This is a genomic window from Brucella pseudogrignonensis (genome assembly GCF_031454375.1).
Lineage (GTDB): Bacteria > Pseudomonadota > Alphaproteobacteria > Rhizobiales > Rhizobiaceae > Brucella > Brucella pseudogrignonensis_A.
This window is the reverse complement of sequence record NZ_JAVDQT010000002.1, coordinates 327,727-345,775: the sequence shown is the minus strand read 5'-3', so window position 1 is coordinate 345,775 and position 18,049 is coordinate 327,727. Positions and strand designations below refer to the sequence as shown.

The window sequence follows — 18,049 nt, the reverse complement described above, 5'->3', positions numbered from 1 at the left end:
CTGACATAAAATCTCAAAGATCCAACGACTGAAATATACTGTATTCAGGCAAATTAATTCTGTTTCATTCCGTATTTTTAAAATGCGCTTCTTTACTTTTATCTTCTGCACATATTCGATCACGAACAGTGACTTATTCTGCACCTTCACCAACACCACGTTCGGCGATATCGCTTTGTACCTTGCATAAGTCCCGCAACCCTTATTCGGCTTCGCCAAACATACAATTGCATCTCAAAAGATTAGATATGTCATTTGATGAAGTCATAGACCTACATTTTTAAAATATCTGTAACTTTTCCGTCAATAAATAGAAGCAACTCGTGGCGTCTTGGATGTCATACTAGATACAACAACAAGCTGATTGAAATCACCACGCTTGAAGGCGTTCAGAAACCGCGGATAGTCTTTAAAAACAACGCAACCATTCGAGTTTCCACTTTTACCCAGCATATATGTATGCGCAAGAAGACCATCTCGATTATGTGGATTACGACCATCGACGGGCGTCAATCGAATTGCTGCGACGCCGTGGAAAAGACTTTCACGCATGCGCAAATTATATGTATGAGGTGGCGTGGCACCTCGATTTTTCTGGGTAACCGAATTTGGATTATCGCGCATTGGCCCGATACCGGAATGAGCTTCCAGCCGCTCGCCATTTGGTAAATAAACAGTCGCGGCAGAAATATCATAAATGGCGACGCGACTATTAAGTGGCGACTTAAACAGTCTCTTCAAAAGTCCGTCATGCTTCGGTTCGTCGTTCCGAGTGGCTTCTGAAGCATAACGAGTTGTCTGTGCAGGTAAGCGGCTTATTACAGGCTTACGCGAAGGTAACGGAACTTCGTCAGGCATTAATATTTCTGGGGCATTTTTTATGATCGGTATCTGTGGCGCAACGTCAGGCACCAGATGTGAGGTGTCTATTTCGGCAACTCGTTCAGCTTTGATCGGCGTGTAAGGAACACGTTCTGCACGTGGCTCCACTATCTTTTCTGAAATTGCCACCTTCTCTTCGATGACGCTATCTGGTCCGATATCCGAAATGATATCTCGGTCGCCATCGACTTTGTTGCGGTGCCAATCGACATTTGAATAACGCGTATCAGCGGTATAAGCCGCAATAAAACGCTGCCGAATGACATTATCTATACCAAGTCTATGATTTACAGTCGCAAATTTCTGCGGAAAATCCCCAGGCAAGCGCCGCATTACAGGGGCAACGGACGCAAAAATGGGCAAGACAGTCTCAGCGACCCCTATCGCACTTAAAACACCACTAAATGCAAACAAACCAACTGCTAAAACCGTAGCAATTTGAGGAAATCTAAAATTCTTCTTATTAGAAAATTTATACCGAAAACTGAATGCGGTATCAAAACTAAAATCGAATGTATCAGTTACCAGCGCCATAACTCTTAACCCGCATGGAAAATAGAATTCAGAAAGTCATCGAAGCCAGGATTTCGTCAAAAAACAAACACCCGTAATCTCAATGATCCGCTGATAAGACATTCTAATTATGCAAAATTATGGTAACCAAATTCTTTACGCGCCCATCCTCATCTACGAAAATAAATAATTCACTCGATAAGTGATATGATTCACCCAACGACGCGCTGGTCACATTCCCGATTATAGATACGCCCGAAGAGCTAAAAATCGACAGTTAGCCGGATGAGCCGCCCGTTTTTCCTGTAAGTAGCAGCTTTCAGTTCCTCCTCGTTTTTTACAAGGACGAAAAACAATGACACAATATAAACAATAAAAGGTGATCCACTCTTAAAATAATTTTTGATAACAAAATCAAATAATTCAAGAATATTTAGACACATGGATCGTAACATTATCTGTTACTAATTAATTTCTCCTCTTGGTAAGAAATTGCTGAAATGGCAATCTAACGCCAATTATTATAAGGCGGAGACGTTATATGCGACAACAGTTTGACCTTTTTAACGCCTCCACATCGGAGGTTGAAAAACAGGCAGAACTGCGTCCTATCCGAACCAAAGTTGGAAAATCGACTCCTATTGATGAAGCGGAAATGGTACAGCGTCTGAAAGACAGCGGGCGCTATCGTATTTTGCAGAGACTTGATCCTCCCCGAACAGTCGCGAATGCTGATAAGATTAGTTTCCCACGACTTGGCATTGTGGTTGATACTGAAACGACCGGCCTAAATGCAGCGCAGGAAGAAATCATCGAAATCGGTGCGGTGGCCTTCCGCTATGCGGATGATGGCTCCATCGGTGATGTTTGTGCAACTTTTGGCGCTTTGCAAGAACCTTCAAAGCCAATTCCAGCCGATATTACCCGTATCACAGGTATCACTGATGAAATGGTAGCCGGGCAAATAATCCCGCGTGCTAAACTTGAAGCGCTGATTGCTGAAGCCGACATCATCATTGCACATAATGCTGGTTTTGATCGGCCTTTTCTGGAACGTTTTTCACCCGTCTTTGAAAACAAGCCTTGGGCTTGCTCGGTCAAGGAGATTGACTGGACGGCTCGCGGCTTTGAAGGCACCAAACTTGGTTATCTGATCGGCCAGAGCGGCTATTTCCATAATGGCCACCGCGCAGAAGACGACTGTCAGGCGTTGCTCGCAGTGCTAAAGGAAAAGTCCGGCAAGACCACGCCCTTTGCAGAATTGCTTAAAGCAAGTCAGAAATCGCGCCTTCGCATTTATGCAGAAAACAGCCCGTTTGAAATGAAAGACAAGCTAAAGGAGCGTCGCTATCGCTGGTCAGATGGCACGGACGGACGGCCAAAGTCTTGGTGGACGGAAGTCGGCGAAGACGAGCTTGATACGGAACTCGAATATCTGCGCACCGAAATATACGGCTGGCGCGATGCAGAACCTCTGGTTCAGAAACTCACCGCTGTTGATCGTTACAAAGAACGAGCGCCACTCAGATCAAAATAAAGAAAAGGCCGCATCACGCGGCCTTTCTTCTTATGCAATGATGGGCCAAGGACGCTGAACGGGTCGCATATCCTCATAGGCCTTTGCAAGTCGCAGCACGCCCAGATCATCAAAGCGCTCGCCAAAAATCTGCAAGCCAATAGGCAGTCCCTTGGACGTATAGCCACAATTGAGCGAGATTGCAGGCTGTTCCGACATATTCATCGCAACGGTAAACGCGATGTGCTCGAAAGGACGCTGCGGATCATTGACCGGAGAGGCCCATTCCGCCGGATAGGTCGGCATTGGAGCAGTTGGGGAAATGATGAAATCGAAATCTTTCGACGCCGCAAGGGCTGCATGGCGCATCGCATCTATTTGGGAAAAGCCGGAATAGACTTCCTCGCCAGTCAAACCTTCAGCGGTTTCAGTCCATTGATAGATGTATGGCAAGATCTTCGCACGGTTTTCCGGCGTCATCTTAGAGACGTCGGCCCAGGAACGTGCGCGCCAGAAGCGATCAAGCCCATCGATCATGGTGCGATTGAGGAATGGAGCAACCGGCTCAATAATCGCGCCAGCATCCGCGAACAGCTTCGCTGCCGCTTCCACAGCCGCGCGTGTTTCATCGCCCGTCGGCTCGCCAAAACCGGCATCGAGCCAAAGGCCGATTTTGAGACCTTTTACATCGATATCAAGGTTCATCCAGTCGATATCCTGATATGGCAGGCTCATCGCGTCACGGCGATCAGGACGGGAAAGCACCGACATATAAAGCGCGCTGTCGGCAACCGTGCGCGTCATCGGACCGGCAACACGACCGAGAAACGCCGGATCGATTGGAATACGCCCGAAGGACGGCTTCAGACCAACCAGGCCGCACCAGCCGGCAGGCAGACGGATGGAGCCACCAATATCCGTACCGATATGCAGTGGCCCGTAACCAGCAGCACCAGCGCTGCCCGCACCAGCACTTGAACCGCCCGGATTGGTGTTCAAGTCCCACGGATTGCGCGCAAGCTTATGAAAGCTCGAAAGCCCAGAGGACAACATACCGAGATCAGGCATGGTTGTTTTAGCCAAAAGCACGCCACCAGCCTCGCGGGTGCGAGCTGCGGGCGGCGCATCAACAGCAGCAGGATTGAGAGGCAGCGCCGCACAGCCGAGCGGAACAGCAGTACCTTGCGTGGCAATATTTTCCTTGATTGTCAGCGGGACGCCGTCAATAGGGCCAGCAGGTTCACCTTTTGCCCAACGTTCTTCCGATGCCTTCGCAGAAGCCCTCGCGTTTTCCGGATCATACGCCCAAAGCGCATTCAGTTTCGGCTCATAGGCCTCAATGCGCTCAATTACAGCTTCCGTAGCTTCAACCGGCGAAAGCGATTTCGCCTTATAGGCAGAAACAAGATCGACAGCTGACAAATCGGCAAGTGAAGACATAGCGTTCCCTTATTTCATTCTGGTAGTTTGATTGTAGAATTGAGCTTGCGGGCACGTTTGCGCCGTCCCGAAAATGGCTTCGGCACAGCATCAACCAATGCGCGCGTATATTCATGTTGCGGATTGTCGAAGACCGCGCTGGTCTCTCCCTGCTCGACGATATTGCCGTGGTAAATCACCGCTACACGATCGGTGATTGCGCGCACGACACCGAGATCGTGACTGATGAAAAGATAGGAAAGGCCGAATTTTTCCTGCAGATCCATCATCAGATTGAGAACCTGCGCCTGAATGGAGACATCAAGAGCTGAAACGGGTTCGTCAGCAACGATGAGCGCCGGTTTGGTAATCAGGGCTCGGGCAATAGCAATACGCTGGCGCTGCCCCCCGGAAAACTCATGCGGATATTTTTCGGCAGATGCTTTGGGGAGGCCGACAGCTTCCAGCACTTCTGCCACGCGCTCATCCCGCTCCTTGCTGCTTGTCCCGCGCTCCAGTGAAACAATCGGCTCCGAAATGATCCGCTTTACCGTGTGGCGCGGATCGAGCGAACCATAAGGGTCCTGAAAGATCGCTTGAAAACCTTTACGCGCTTCACGCAGGCCTGAACGGTCAAGCGCGTAGATATCCTGACCATTGATAAGAATTTGGCCAGATTGCGGTCGTTCAAGCCCCATCACAGCACGGGCGAGTGTTGATTTGCCCGAACCACTTTCGCCCACGATACCAAGGCTTTGCCCTGCTTCGATCTCGACATTAACACCGTGGAGAACGCGCAATGATCCCGGCTTTGAAAGGAATGATGGGCGCGGGAGCTGATATTCACGCACGACATCACGAACCTGCAAAATCATCTTGCTCATGCCAGCACCTCTCCATCGCGTGGATGTAGACAGGCAGCGCGATGGGCAATGCCTTCGCTTTCACCGATCAGATCGAGCGGCGGAATGAGTTTTCGACAATCGCCTTCAACGAATGCGCAGCGATCAGCAAAGCTGCAATATGGCGGGCGGGCCAGCGGGTCCGGTACAACACCGGGAATTGCAGCGAGGCGCTGACGCGGCTTCGTATGATCGCGAACCAGATTAGCCCCATGTGGAGAAGCCTGAAACAGCCCCCGCGCATAAGGATGCGCCATACGATTGAACACGGCTTCGGTTCGCCCGGTTTCTACAATCCGCCCGGCATACATCACTGCGATACGATCAGTCATTTCCGACACAACGCCGAGATCATGGGTAATGAGCATCAGCGCTGTTCCTGTTTCGTCGATCAGCTCATCCATGAGATCAAGAATCTGTGCCTGGACAGTGACATCAAGCGCCGTGGTCGGTTCATCGGCAATTAGCAGATCAGGCTCGCACGCAATCGCCATGGCGATCATCACGCGCTGGCGTTGCCCGCCGGAAAGCTGGTGAGGATACAGATCGAGATTAAAGCGCGGTGCAGGCAGTCCCACGCGATCCAGCAACTCGCGCGCCTTGCGTTCTGCATCAGTGCGGCTTTCGCCAAGATGCAGACGGCGGCCTTCGGCAATTTGCGCACCAATGGTTTTAACCGGATTGAGCGCTGTCATTGGCTCCTGAAAGATCATCGCCATGCGACGACCGCGCATTTTGCAGAGTTCGGCTTCTGGCTTGTTTGCCAGATCCTGCCCATCAAAACGCAAGGTTCCGCGCACGCGCATCCGGTCAGGCAGCAAGCCCATGGCAGCAAGTGCGGTAATCGACTTGCCACTGCCAGATTCACCCACAACGCCCAGGCGTTCACCACGGTTGAGGGTTAACGTAATGCCCGACACGATATCTGCAGTGCGCGCGCCAAATGGCAGCTCGACAGACATATTGTCCATTTCAAGAAGAGGTGTTTTTGGCAAAGCTTTTATCATCTCTGCCTCCTTACGCGCGGATCAAGTATGTCGCGCAGACCGTCACCCAGCATGTTGAGGCCAAGGACTGCGAGTGTAATCGCAAGACCGGGGAAGATCGCCAGCCATGGCGCATCATAGATAAAGGTCTGTGCATCGTTGAGCATTTTGCCCCAGCTCGGCATTGGCGGCTGTGTACCAAGTCCAACATAGGAGAGACCTGCTTCCGCCACGATAGCGAGTGCGAACTGGATAGTCGCCTGAACGATCAGCACATGATTGATGTTGGGCAGAACATGCAACAGCGTGATCGAGATATCGCCGCGCCCTGCACAACGCGCTGCCTGCACATATTCACGCTTCCAAAGACCCATTGATGCACCGCGTGTCACGCGTGCAAACACAGGAATATTGAAAATCCCGATAGCGATCATGGCATTGACCGCACCGGGGCCAAAAATAGCGGTGATAATGACTGCGGTCAGCAACGCCGGAAATGCAAAGGCCAGATCGGTCATACGCATGACAAAGCCATCGACCAATCCACCGCGCGCTGCAGCAAAGGCACCGAGAGGGATACCTATACCCGCGCCAACAAGCACAGCAATAATCGACACGGCAATGGAATTGCGCGCACCGACCATAATCATGGAAAACACATCACGACCGAAATTATCCGTTCCGAACAGATGACTGAAGCTCGGCCCCTGCAGCTTGTCGCGGAAGTTCATGGCGGTGGGTGAATAAGGCGTCCAGAAATAGGAGACGAGAGCCATAGCCACCAGAATAGCGGTAACAAGCGAACCGATCACAAGGCTGCGGCTTAAAAACAGCGTCCGAAAACGGCTTGGCTTTGCAATTGTCTGAACCTCACTCATCGGCTGCCTCCCGTCGAAAGACGCGGATCAATGAAGCCATAGACAAGATCGACAATGAAATTGACCGTAATCACGGAAGCCGCAAGCAGCGTCACCAGCGATTGCACCGTTATCAGATCGCGCTGGGCGATTGCCTGAAACACCAGCCTTCCAAGGCCGGGAAGATTGAAGACATTTTCGATGATGATCGTTCCAGCCAACAGAAATGAGAATTGCAGGCCAATAATCGTGACAACCGGGATTAGCGCATTTGGCACCGCATGGCGCCAGAGTGCCGCGTTACGGGTAAGACCTTTTGCGCGCGCGGTCCGCACGAAATCCTCACCCAGCGTTTCGATAACGGCGGAACGCGTCACGCGGGCAAGAATAGCGGCAAGCGGCAGGGCAAGAGCCAGCGCGGGCAGAAACAGCGAGCGGATACCGTTCCAGAATCCACCTTCCCAGCCAGCAAAGCCAGAAGCTGGAAACCAGCCAAGCTGCAAAGCAAACAACAGGATCAAAAGCAGGCCGAGCCAGAAATTCGGGATAGCAACCCCCACCTGCGCCACACCCATGGAAAGCACATCGCCGGTTTTGCCACGTTTGGAGGCCGCATAAACGCCCACGGGAATAGCTACCGCGACCGACAGGACCATGGACAAAAGCGCCAGCGGCAGCGTGACCATAATGCGTGGTCCGAGCAATTCACTGATCGGCACGGAATAGGTGTAGCTGGTGCCGAAGTCCCCCTTCAGAAAACCGCCAATCCACGAAAGATACCGCCACCAAAGCGGCTGATCGAGGCCGAGCTGTTTGTGAAGCGCTGCCAGTGTTTCAGGTTGCGCGTTGATACCGAGGATAACTGCGGCAGGGTCGCCCGGCAGCACCTGCATCAACAGGAAGACGATGACGGAGGCCGCAAGCGTCGTAAGCAAGAGCGAAACTATTCGCCCGGAAATATATGCCAGCAAGGCGACCTCCTAAGCACAATCCCGAAAACTTGTCCGGCCTGTCGGACTAGATTGTGCGTCATAAAAATGCAGGAATGAGCGCTTCACGCCATTCACTCCACATTCCATTTCTCGCCGTGCCGCAGCCCCTTGATTGTTATCGCTGCACGGCTATTCGCGTAAAACCGCCCCGCCAAAAAAGTCGGGGCGGAAATGTTCTTATTCGGCCCAGTAAGCCTGTGTCAGATCATCAGCCGGGATCGGCATGTTCTTCCACAGACCTTTGACGTTCTTATTCCACACGCCGATTTTTGGCAGCGCATAGAGGAAGATATTCGGCTCGTCTGCAGCAAGCTTTTCCTGAAGCTTCTTCACCAGTTCGAGCTGTTCTTCGTCGCTACCGGCCTCGGCATAGGCTTTATAGAGCGCCTTATATTCCGGGTTGTTGTAGTTGAAGTAGTATTTGTCGCGAGCATAGATATCGAGATCACGCGCTTCGGTATGTGCAATGATCGTGGCATCGAAATCCGAGCGCTTGAATACCTGATCCAGCCATTGTGCAAACTCGATTGGAACGAGATTGGCCTGAATACCCACTTCCGCCAGCATGGCTGCGATGATTTCACCACCACGACGCGCATAGGCCGGAGGTGGAAGCGTGATGGTGATTGACGTGCCAGCCGGAACACCCGCCTCTTCCAGCAGCTGCTTCGCCTTTGCCGGATCATACGGATAGGTTTCCGAAAGATCGACATAACCCGGATCGACGGGTGCATAATGCGAGCCGATTGGTGTACCAAAACCGGAATAGACACCTTCGATCAGCGCCTTGCTGTCAATGGCATGGGCCAGTGCCTGACGCACCTTCACATTGTCGAATGGAGCCTTGGCATTGTTAAGCGAAAGCAGAACTTTGCCTGCAGTATCACCGACTTCGACCTGCAACTTATCATCGCTCTTGAAGCGACTGATCAATTCCGGCGCCTGGAACATCGGGAAGACATCAATGTCGCCAGCAAGGATTGCAGCGGCTGCTGCCGAAGGATCGCTCACAAAGCGGAAAGTAACCGCAGAAAGCTTTGCTGGCTCGCCCCAATAGTCCGGGTTACGGTCGAGCTCGACACGATCACCCTGCACCCAGCGCTTGAACTTGAACGGACCTGTTCCGACAGGCTTGGTCTTGTTATCGGCTGCCGAATTCGGAGCGATCATAACCGCGTCGCCCCACCCCATATTGAACAGGAAGTTCGAGGTTGGCCGCTTCAGCGTTACAACTGCAGTCGCTGGATCAGGACACTCGGTGCTGGCGATTGGTTCAAAAAGACCCTTTTGCGCATTGGTGGAATCTGGAGCCACCGCACGCTCGTAGGAGAACTTAACAACCGAACAATCGAATGGCGTCCCATCGTGGAACTTCACGCCCTGACGCAGTTTGAAGGTGTAAGTCTTCTTATCGTCAGACACTGTCCAGCTTTCGGCCAGTTGTGGCTTTACTGTGCCGTCTTCGACGATACGAACCAAGCCTTCATAGAGATTGGCGTAAGTAACCTGCCGGATACCGGCAGCAGCATTTGCCGTCGGATCAAGGCCCGGCGGTTCCAGCACTTCGCCGACCACCAGCGTATCCTTTGCGAAGGCACCGTTGATCGATGCAAGCATCGTGGCTGTAATCAGCCCGGCTTTCAGCAGTTTACTCATCGTTTCTCTTTGGCTCCCCTTATCAATTTTTTAAATCGAACGCCCGCCATCGACGTCGAGCGCAACTCCGGTGATCATAGAGGCTTGAGGCGAGCAAAGGAAAGCCGCAGCTTCAGCCAAATCATCAGGTTTCAACAGGCGGCCCATCGGAATGGAATCGCGGAACTTCTTGCGGATTTCTTCGGTATCCTCGCCCATGAAGGTAGTGAGAAGCGGTGTCTCACCCGCAACCGGGTTCAAAGCGACCACACGAATCTTCGCCGGTGCAAGCTCGATAGCGAGCGCCTTGGTCACAGAAACCACCCAGCCCTTGGTCGCATTGTACCAAGCGAGATTCGGGCGCGGACGACCTGCGCCAGTCGAAGCGACATTGAGAATGACGCATTCCTCTCCCTTGGCACCATTGCTCTTAAAATGTGGGATGAGTTTGCGCGTCATCAGATAAACGCCACGCACATTGACGCCAAGAATGCGATCAAACTCTTCCGGCTCAACCAGTTCAGCGTTTTGCGGCTTATGGCCGATGCCAGCATTGTTGATGAGAATATCGACTTTAACGAACTTCGACAGGGCGGCTTCTACTGCTGCATCAACATCTGCTTCCTTGGAAATATCGGCAGCGACCGCCAGTGCTGCATCACCAATTTCGCCTGCGACGCGCTCGGCACCTGCCTTGTCGCGGTCAACGATGACGACCTTGGCGCCGCCTCTGGCAAAGCGCTTTGCCATGCCCTCACCAAACCCCGAACCTGCTCCAGTGATGAGCGCGACCTTACCTTCAAGCGACACTGCAATTCTCCCACGTGCTATGCATATTCTCGTAATCTGGATGCTTCAAAATGGCGATCATAACGAGCCAACATTATTCGTCTCGGATTTACCAGATTTCAGTCTTGCCGTGGTTGCGCGGATATGTGCCCGCGCCAGCCGTTCGGCCTCTTCCCCATCACGCGAGGCGATGGCTTCAACAATTGCTCCATGTTCGCGGATTGCATCGCGTGCGCGGTCTACCGATAACGAAAAAGATGGCGCAAAAACCTGCGATGTCATGCGCAACAGCGGAACAAATGCTATCAGCGAAGCATTGCCCGCAGTGTTCATCACCGCCATGTGAAAGTCGACATTCGTCTGCGTATAAGCTTTCGGGTCCCATGGATCGACAACAGTTGCCTGCCCAGCGACATGGGCGCGCAATTTTGCAATATCCTCATCTGTTGCGCGTTCAGCCGCAAAACGTGCAGCAACGCCATCGAGAACTTCTCGCACAGCATAAGCATCAATCAGGCGTGTAAGATCAGCCGAGGCCACACGAACGCCCCTGCCAGGCAAGTGGATAACCAGCCCGTCTCGTTCCAGAACGCGCAAGGCTTCGCGCAAGGGCGTGCGGCTAATGCCAAATTCCGCAGCGATATGTTCCTGTCGAAGAATGGCACCCGGCGCATAAACACCCGCATAAATTCTCTCACGAAGCGCTTCTGCAACTTCGTCCAGCAAACGGGTCTGACTGCGCCATTCAAAAGCCGCCAAAAGAAAAGCCTCCCAACTTTTCTGGACACAATATCCTGGATACAAAATTCGTCAAGCAACATAAACTGACATTTGTCTGTCCAAAATTGGTCCTTACATATGCAGAAATTTCTATTCGCTAACGAGCGCGCTGAGCATTTCGACCAATTGCAGCATTCGATCAGAGCCATTGTCTGTATGCTGGATAACGATTTCCATCGGGCTGATCAGGGGGAGGTCCGAAGCTTCGGGAACAATGCGATGCGTGGACAACGCCACCCGGTCAGGTAACAGGCTTACACCCAAGCCTTCTGCCACAGCGCTTTGAACACTGGCAAGACTGGAACTGGTAAATACCACATGCCACGGCCTCCCTATATGATCGAGAGCTTCCATCATATCGCTACGATAAAGACCATTTGGTGGGAACGCCACAAGCGGCAATGGATTCATATGAGACACTGGGTAATCAGCGCTTTCCAACCATGAAAGTGGCTCAGGCCAGTGTATCACACCTCGCGTATCACCTTGCTTTTGCTTGACCATCACCAGATCATATTCGCCGGTCTCAAACCCCTTCTGTAAATCACGGCTCATCCCGCTGGTGACTTCCAGCTTCATATTGGGATGTGCGCGAAGGAAGGCTGCAAGTGCCGGCGTGACAAGCTTCGCCGCAAAGTCTTCTGCCAAACCGAGGCGAAACACCGCTGCCAATGAACTGCCGGTCATCGCAGCAGTCGCTTCGTCATGGAGATGCAGCATGCGTCTCGCATAGCCGAGCAACTTTTCACCTGCTTCAGTTGGCCGGACATCATGTCTGGCGCGCTCTAGCAAAGGTTGCTTCGCAGCGTCCTCGAGTCGCAAGATCTTCTGGCTCACAGTTGATTGCGTTGAATGTAGTTGCTGTGCCGCAGCGGTAAAACTGCGTGTATCCACAACGGCTACAAAAGCGCGTAAAAGATCGAGACTAAAAATGTTATTCATTTTTTGAATGAACGCCAGTTGAACATTTAATTTTTAAATATGTCTCACTGCAACTATTTTAGCAAGAAATAGGAGAACAGCCATGCGTCAAACCTTAATCCGCTTGAATGCCTTGGCATTAATTGCAGGAGCAATTGTCATGATAGAACCGTCACTGCCGGGGCATCAAACCACAGCATATGGGCAGACTTCACTTATTGATGCAGCTAGCGCAGGGAACCTCTCTGCTGTCAAAGAAGCAATCAAAGCAGGTGTCAATCTCGATACGCGTGGCAAAGCGGGCGAAACAGCTCTGCTTGCCGCAACACATGCCAATCATGTCGATGTAGCCCGCGCACTTATTGATGCCGGTGCTGATGTGAATGCAAAGGATTCGATCAAGGATAGCCCCTATCTTTATGCTGGCGCGCGCGGCCACCTCGAAATCCTCAAGCTAACACTTGCTCACGGCGCGGACCTGAAAAGCACAAATCGTTACGGCGGTACGGCCCTTATTCCCGCTTCCGAGCGCGGCCATGTCGAAACTGTTCGTACGCTGATTAAAGCGGGCGTTGAGGTCGATCACGTCAACAATCTTGGATGGACTGCGTTGCTCGAAGCTATCATTCTTGGTGATGGCGGGCAGCGACATATTGATATTATGAAATTGCTAATTGATGCCGGTGCAGATGTTAATCTCGCCGATAAAGATGGGGTCACACCATTACAGCATGCGCGTCAACGCGGGTTTTCGCCAATGGTGGCTATGCTTGAAAAGGCTGGCGCGAAATGAGCACCAGTAATACTTTTCTCGGTCAGGCAATCGCGCTTGCTTTCGAAAATATCAAACAGGGCGGCCGCCCATTTGGTGCCGTCGTCGTGAAAAATGACAAGATTATCGGCACCGGTGTCAACCGTATGCAGGCTGATTGCGATCCAACCGCGCATGCCGAACTGCTTGCATTACGTGCGGCAGGTCAGGCTTTGCAATCAGTGCGCCTCGATGATTGCACGGTTTATGCGAGTGGTCAGCCCTGCCCCATGTGTTTTGCCGCCATGCGTATGTCAGGCATCAAAGAAATCATCTTTGCCTACTCAAACGATGAGGCAGAACCTTATAATCTTTCAACAGCACAGATTGCGAAAGAGCTTGCCAGGCCGATCAGTGAGCAGACAGGAATAAGGTTTGATCATTGTTCGCCACAAGATGAGGCTCAGCTCTATCGCGTATGGCAACAAAAACAACTATCCGAGCAATAGACCTTAAAATGGTTTCAACCTCAGCCCCATCCGTAGGCAAGCAGGCAACGCCTGTAGCGCTTATCGTTCTCGTCGTGCTTATTGGCCTCAATCTTAGGCCATTTCTAACGGCACCCGGACCTGTGCTCAGCTATATCGCAAGCGATACAGGTATGGGTTTTGGTGCACTGTCATTGCTAACCTTTCTGCCAATGTTGTTGATGGGACTTGGGGCATTTGTAGCACCGCATATCCAGTCCATTGTCGGAACACGGCGCAGCATGTTCGCAGCACTTATCGTTCTGGCGACGGGCTCAATTTTACGGGGATTCGTTCCTGATAGTTTATCGCTGATCCTGACCGCTATTCTTTGTGGTGCGGGCGTGGCAATGATTCAAGCGATGATGCCGGGCCTCATTAAGGCAAAGTTTCCAGCAAACATTGCCACCGTGACCGGCCTATACTCTGCAATGATCATGGGTGGAGGTGCGCTTGGTGCTCGTCTCACGCCGTGGCTTGCGGGTACCGAACATAACTGGCGATTCGCACTTTCCGTTCTCGCAATTCCAGCAATTCTGGCTTTGCTCACCGCAATTCCGATTCTTCAGGAAACGAAAGCTTCCGGCCCAAAATCGAACATAGCAGGCAAATTGCTGCGCCGTCCGCGCACATGGATATTGATGATCGCATTTGGCCTTGTAAATGCGGGCTACTCATCAATGGTTGCGTGGTTGGCACCTTATTATCAGGCACTCGGTGTCAGTCCTGCGGCGACCGGTAATCTGGTTGCAGTAATGGCGATTGCTCAAGCAGTTTCCGCCTTTATTCTTCCACTTCTTGCCAGTCGCAGCATTGATCGCCGTCCTTGGCTGCTGCTGACACTAGCTATGCAATCTATTGGTTTTGCGGGCCTTGCATTTCTGCCGCAACTCTCGCCGATGTTTTGGTCGGCGATATGTGGTGCCGGACTTGGTGGGAGCTTTGCGCTCGCCATGATTACATCGCTTGATCATCTACCAAAGCCTGAGGAGGCTGGCGCTCTCGCAGCCATGATGCAGGGCGGTGGCTTTCTAATTGCAGCGCTTGGCCCTGTTGCAACGGCTTTCTTGCACAATTTGACAGGGACATTTGCCTCTGGTTGGATCATGCATCTTATTCTGGTTGCCAGCATCTGCCCGCTATATTTAAGCTTCAATCCCCGCCACTATGCGCGCGCGATGAAACTGCCCAATATGAACGAAAGCCCCACACAATAGCGTGACTATGCTTGGTTTAACCACGACAACCGGTGCTTTTCAGGCGTTAATGCTCTACATGACATGCGAACCTTGCCCATCCGGATAAGGTTTCCAGAATCCTCTCATACATTCGCCGCGCGCTGGTCTGCTTGTGCGGTACTGGTTAGTGGTCGATAAAATGAAGCATGAAAAGGTTATTCAAGAAAGTACGTTCGTAGCACCGGATGGCCTGCCAAAGCCGCGTTTATACTGGGCTTGGGCGACCCTGATGGTGGGGCTTACTCTTGCCGTCATCGACGGCACTATAGCCAATGTTGCACTTCCAACGATTGCGGCCGACTTTTCTGCCGGGCCATCAGCATCGATCTGGATCGTCAATGGTTATCAGCTTGCAATCGTGATCACGCTTTTGCCGCTTGCAGCCTTGGGTGAGATTTACGGCTATCGTCGCATTTATCTTCTGGGTGTATCGTTGTTCACACTCGCATCCATTGCCTGTGTTTTTTCCAATTCGCTTGAAGCTCTTACCATCGCACGCGTCATTCAAGGCTTTGGTGCTGCGGGCCTGATGAGCGTCAACACTGCCCTACTCCGCTATACGGTGCCGCAGGCCAAGTTTGGCACTGCTATCGGGTTAAATGCTTTGTTTGTTGCTGTTTCTTCAACAATCGGACCAACGCTTGCGGGTGTGATTCTTCATTCGCTGAGCTGGCCTTGGCTTTTTGTCATCAACATTCCGCTGGGCGTTCTGGCTGTTGCCATGGGCCTAAAAAATCTGCCCGATAATGAGCGTTCATCGCGCCGTTTCGATTATCTGAGCGCTATACTGAGTGCACTTACGCTTGGGCTTTTGGTGACAGTGGTTGACAGTGCTGGCAGCGAAATTGATGCATCATGGCTTCTGTTACAGGCAGTTGGCTGTATCGCCGCTGCAACATGGCTTATTCGCCGCTCAATGCGCAAAACAGATCCGCTATTACCGCTTGATCTGCTACGAATTCCAGTATTCAGCCTTTCACTCTGTACTTCTATCATGTCATTTCTGGCACAGATGATGGCGTTTATTTCGCTGCCATTCTTGTTTCAAACGGTTTACGGCTTTCAGCCCATCGAAGTCGGTTTTCTGATGATGCCATGGCCAATTGCTCTGGCAATTGTCGCACCAGTATCTGGTAAACTCTCTGACAAATATTCACCCGCAACGCTCGGCCTTATCGGGCTGATCATTTTTGCAACTGGCCTAGGGCTGATGGGGCTTTTGCCCGAACAACCAACGGTTCAGGACATATCCTGGCGTATGGCACTCTGCGGAATCGGCTTTGGCTTCTTTCAGGCACCCAACAATCGCATGATTATAACATCCGCCCCGAGAGCCAGAAGTGGTGCAGCAAGCGGCATGCTCGGCACAGCGCGGTTGATGGGCCAGTCACTTGGTGCAGCGTTCGTCGCATTTCTGCTAGGGCATTGGGGACTAACCAACATCCCCAATATCTTACTTGTCGCAGCTGGTTTTGCCGCATTGGCCTCAATTATCAGCATCTCCAGACGCAAGCGATGAATTAGCCTGTGAATCTTTGAAAATAACTTAGTCGAAACATGAAATTCCCTGTTGCAATCTCAAAAGCGTTGGTCCATATAGCGCTTGCCTAACGGAAACGACTTCTCCTAGAGAACAGTTTCCAAACTGAAAACTGGCGCGAGCGGGTGTAGCTCAGGGGTAGAGCACAACCTTGCCAAGGTTGGGGTCGAGGGTTCGAATCCCTTCGCCCGCTCCAGTTTTCCGTTAAGTGTAGGCAACAAAATCCCGGCTTCGTCCGGGATTTTTGCTTTTTAGCGGTCAAATTTTTTTGCCCTTCGACTCGATCGAAAATCACCCACGCGCCTGTTTGATTCCTTACCATTTGGCTGTGTTTCATCCTGCGTTTCGACTCCGCAAAACACCCTTCACATTCATTTTGTTTCGAAAACGACACATTCGAAATCAGAAAATTACGTGAAACACCTTTTAAGCTTGCGGTTTCGTATTTTGTGGCACTAAGAAGGCAGCATCTTGGGCTTCCCCCACAATGTAAAGCCCACAAGTATGGATATGAAACAATGACTGTTGCTCAAGCAGTTGTTCCAAAGAAAAATTCTGCACGCCGCGTTTTGGCCGCGAGCATGATCGGAACAACAATCGAATTCTTCGACTTCTATATTTATGCCACTGCTGCGGTAATCGTCTTCCCGCACCTTTTCTTCCCGGCAAGTGACGGTAACTCGGCACTACTCCAGTCGCTGGCGACCTTCGCTATTGCCTTCTTTGCACGTCCAATCGGCGGCGCGTTGTTTGGCCACTTCGGCGATAAGGTTGGCCGTAAGGCAACGCTCGTTGCAGCACTGATGACCATGGGTATTTCTACGGTCGCAATCGGCTTCCTGCCAACTTATGAATCCATCGGCGTTTGGGCGGCTCTGCTGCTCGCACTCTGCCGTTTGGGTCAGGGTCTTGGCCTTGGTGGCGAATGGGGTGGTGCAGTTCTGCTCGCAACAGAAAACGCGCCGGAAGGCAAGCGTACTTGGTACGGTATGTTCCCACAGCTTGGTGCGCCTGTTGGCTTCATCCTTGCAACGGGTATCTTCCTGGTTCTTGCTGAACTCCTGACCGAAGAACAGTTCATGTCGTTCGGCTGGCGTATTCCTTTCATCGCAAGTGCCCTGCTGGTTGGCGTCGGCCTCTTCATCCGCTTAAAGATCGCTGAAACACCAGAATTCCAAAAGGCTATCGACAAGGCTGAACGCGTTGAAGTTCCGGTTGCCACGCTTTTCAAAAAGCACAAGGCGAGCCTGTTTCTTGGCACCATCGGCGCTGTTGCAACCTTCGTCCTGTTCTATCTCATGACGGTGTTCTCGCTCGGCTGGGGTACGCGTGCACTCGGCTATAGCCGTGAGCAGTTCCTCATCCTGCAAATGGTCGGTGTTATCTTCTTCGGCCTCACCATTCCTGTCGCAGCACTGCTTTCAGATAAGTACGGCATGCGTCCAGTCATGATCATCGTCACAGTGCTGATTGGTATCTACGGCTTCCTGATGGCTCCGCTCTTCCTCAGCGGCACTGTCGGCGTTCTCGCCTTCCTTATCCTTGGCTTTGGCTTGATGGGACTGACCTATGGTCCAATTGGCGCAGCGCTTGCTGAACCGTTCCCGACTTCGGTTCGCTATACCGGCGCTTCGCTGACCTTCAATCTGGCAGGCATTCTCGGCGCATCGGTTGCACCTTACATCGCAACCTGGCTAGCAACCCATTATAGCTTCGCTTATGTTGGTTACTACATGACTGCTGCCGCTGTGATTTCTTTGATCGGCTTTGCATTCATCTCGTTCAAGCGCGGCGAATAAGC

At 51.9% G+C, this 18,049-nt stretch carries 16 protein-coding genes and 1 tRNA gene; 7 read left to right on the top strand and 10 right to left on the bottom strand.

Annotation, left to right across the window (positions count from 1 at the left end; genetic code table 11):
• Positions 1–303: 303 nt before the first annotated feature.
• The gene (locus J2782_RS09480) at positions 304–1,416 is read right to left on the bottom strand and encodes a DUF2778 domain-containing protein (RefSeq protein ID WP_310011782.1); all 1,113 of its coding nucleotides are present in this window, start codon (positions 1,414–1,416) and stop codon (positions 304–306) included.
• 520 nt (positions 1,417–1,936) lie between these two features.
• On the opposite strand from J2782_RS09480, the gene J2782_RS09475 reads away from it, so the two are divergent.
• Positions 1,937–2,932 carry a 3'-5' exonuclease gene (locus J2782_RS09475; RefSeq protein WP_310011779.1) on the top strand — a complete coding sequence of 332 codons (996 nt, stop codon included), beginning with the start codon at positions 1,937–1,939 and terminating at the stop codon, positions 2,930–2,932.
• A gap of 30 nt (positions 2,933–2,962) precedes the next feature.
• On the opposite strand, the gene J2782_RS09470 is transcribed toward J2782_RS09475, so the two are convergent.
• From J2782_RS09470 to J2782_RS09430, 9 genes are all read right to left on the bottom strand, one after another.
• A complete protein-coding gene (locus J2782_RS09470) occupies positions 2,963–4,351 on the bottom strand; it encodes an amidase (RefSeq protein ID WP_310011777.1) in 1,389 nt (462 codons plus the stop codon).
• Between the two features lie 14 nt (positions 4,352–4,365).
• Positions 4,366–5,214, bottom strand: a complete 849-nt coding sequence (locus J2782_RS09465; protein ID WP_310011774.1) for an ATP-binding cassette domain-containing protein — start codon at positions 5,212–5,214, stop codon at positions 4,366–4,368.
• On the bottom strand, positions 5,211–6,239 hold the full coding sequence (locus tag J2782_RS09460) for an ABC transporter ATP-binding protein (RefSeq protein WP_310011771.1): 1,029 nt from the start codon (positions 6,237–6,239) through the stop codon (positions 5,211–5,213). Before J2782_RS09460 ends, J2782_RS09465 begins: the two co-directional genes overlap by 4 nt.
• Positions 6,236–7,096 carry an ABC transporter permease gene (locus tag J2782_RS09455; RefSeq protein ID WP_310011770.1) on the bottom strand — a complete coding sequence of 287 codons (861 nt, stop codon included), beginning with the start codon at positions 7,094–7,096 and terminating at the stop codon, positions 6,236–6,238. Before J2782_RS09455 ends, J2782_RS09460 begins: the two co-directional genes overlap by 4 nt.
• Complete coding sequence (locus J2782_RS09450) at positions 7,093–8,046, bottom strand: ABC transporter permease (protein ID WP_007878959.1); 954 nt, start codon at positions 8,044–8,046, stop codon at positions 7,093–7,095. The genes J2782_RS09455 and J2782_RS09450 overlap by 4 nt, the downstream gene beginning before the upstream one ends.
• Positions 8,047–8,244: 198 nt before the next feature.
• Positions 8,245–9,723 (bottom strand): ABC transporter substrate-binding protein, encoded by a 1,479-nt coding sequence (locus J2782_RS09445; RefSeq protein WP_064321639.1) that lies wholly within the window; start codon positions 9,721–9,723, stop codon positions 8,245–8,247.
• A 30-nt stretch (positions 9,724–9,753) separates the two neighbouring features.
• Entirely contained in the window at positions 9,754–10,512 is a 759-nt protein-coding gene (locus J2782_RS09440; RefSeq protein WP_310011768.1) for a glucose 1-dehydrogenase, read from the bottom strand.
• Between the two features lie 57 nt (positions 10,513–10,569).
• A complete protein-coding gene (locus J2782_RS09435) occupies positions 10,570–11,250 on the bottom strand; it encodes a GntR family transcriptional regulator (protein WP_310011766.1) in 681 nt (226 codons plus the stop codon).
• 111 nt (positions 11,251–11,361) lie between these two features.
• On the bottom strand, positions 11,362–12,213 hold the full coding sequence (locus J2782_RS09430) for a LysR family transcriptional regulator (RefSeq protein ID WP_310011764.1): 852 nt from the start codon (positions 12,211–12,213) through the stop codon (positions 11,362–11,364).
• Positions 12,214–12,295: 82 nt separating this feature from the next.
• On the opposite strand from J2782_RS09430, the gene J2782_RS09425 reads away from it, so the two are divergent.
• The 6 genes from J2782_RS09425 (at position 12,296) to J2782_RS09400 (ending at position 18,047) form a co-directional block, all read left to right on the top strand.
• The gene (locus J2782_RS09425) at positions 12,296–12,985 is read left to right on the top strand and encodes an ankyrin repeat domain-containing protein (protein WP_310011762.1); all 690 of its coding nucleotides are present in this window, start codon (positions 12,296–12,298) and stop codon (positions 12,983–12,985) included.
• Positions 12,982–13,452, top strand: a complete 471-nt coding sequence (locus J2782_RS09420; RefSeq protein ID WP_310011760.1) for a nucleoside deaminase — start codon at positions 12,982–12,984, stop codon at positions 13,450–13,452. The genes J2782_RS09425 and J2782_RS09420 overlap by 4 nt, the downstream gene beginning before the upstream one ends.
• Positions 13,453–13,460: 8 nt before the next feature.
• The gene (locus J2782_RS09415) at positions 13,461–14,687 is read left to right on the top strand and encodes a cyanate transporter (protein WP_310011758.1); all 1,227 of its coding nucleotides are present in this window, start codon (positions 13,461–13,463) and stop codon (positions 14,685–14,687) included.
• A gap of 160 nt (positions 14,688–14,847) precedes the next feature.
• Entirely contained in the window at positions 14,848–16,227 is a 1,380-nt protein-coding gene (locus tag J2782_RS09410) for an MFS transporter (protein ID WP_310011757.1), read from the top strand.
• 142 nt (positions 16,228–16,369) lie between these two features.
• A tRNA-Gly gene (locus tag J2782_RS09405) sits at positions 16,370–16,444 on the top strand.
• Positions 16,445–16,766: 322 nt separating this feature from the next.
• Positions 16,767–18,047, top strand: coding sequence for an MFS transporter (locus J2782_RS09400; protein ID WP_310011756.1), 1,281 nt, complete (start codon positions 16,767–16,769; stop codon positions 18,045–18,047).
• Positions 18,048–18,049 lie beyond the last annotated feature (2 nt).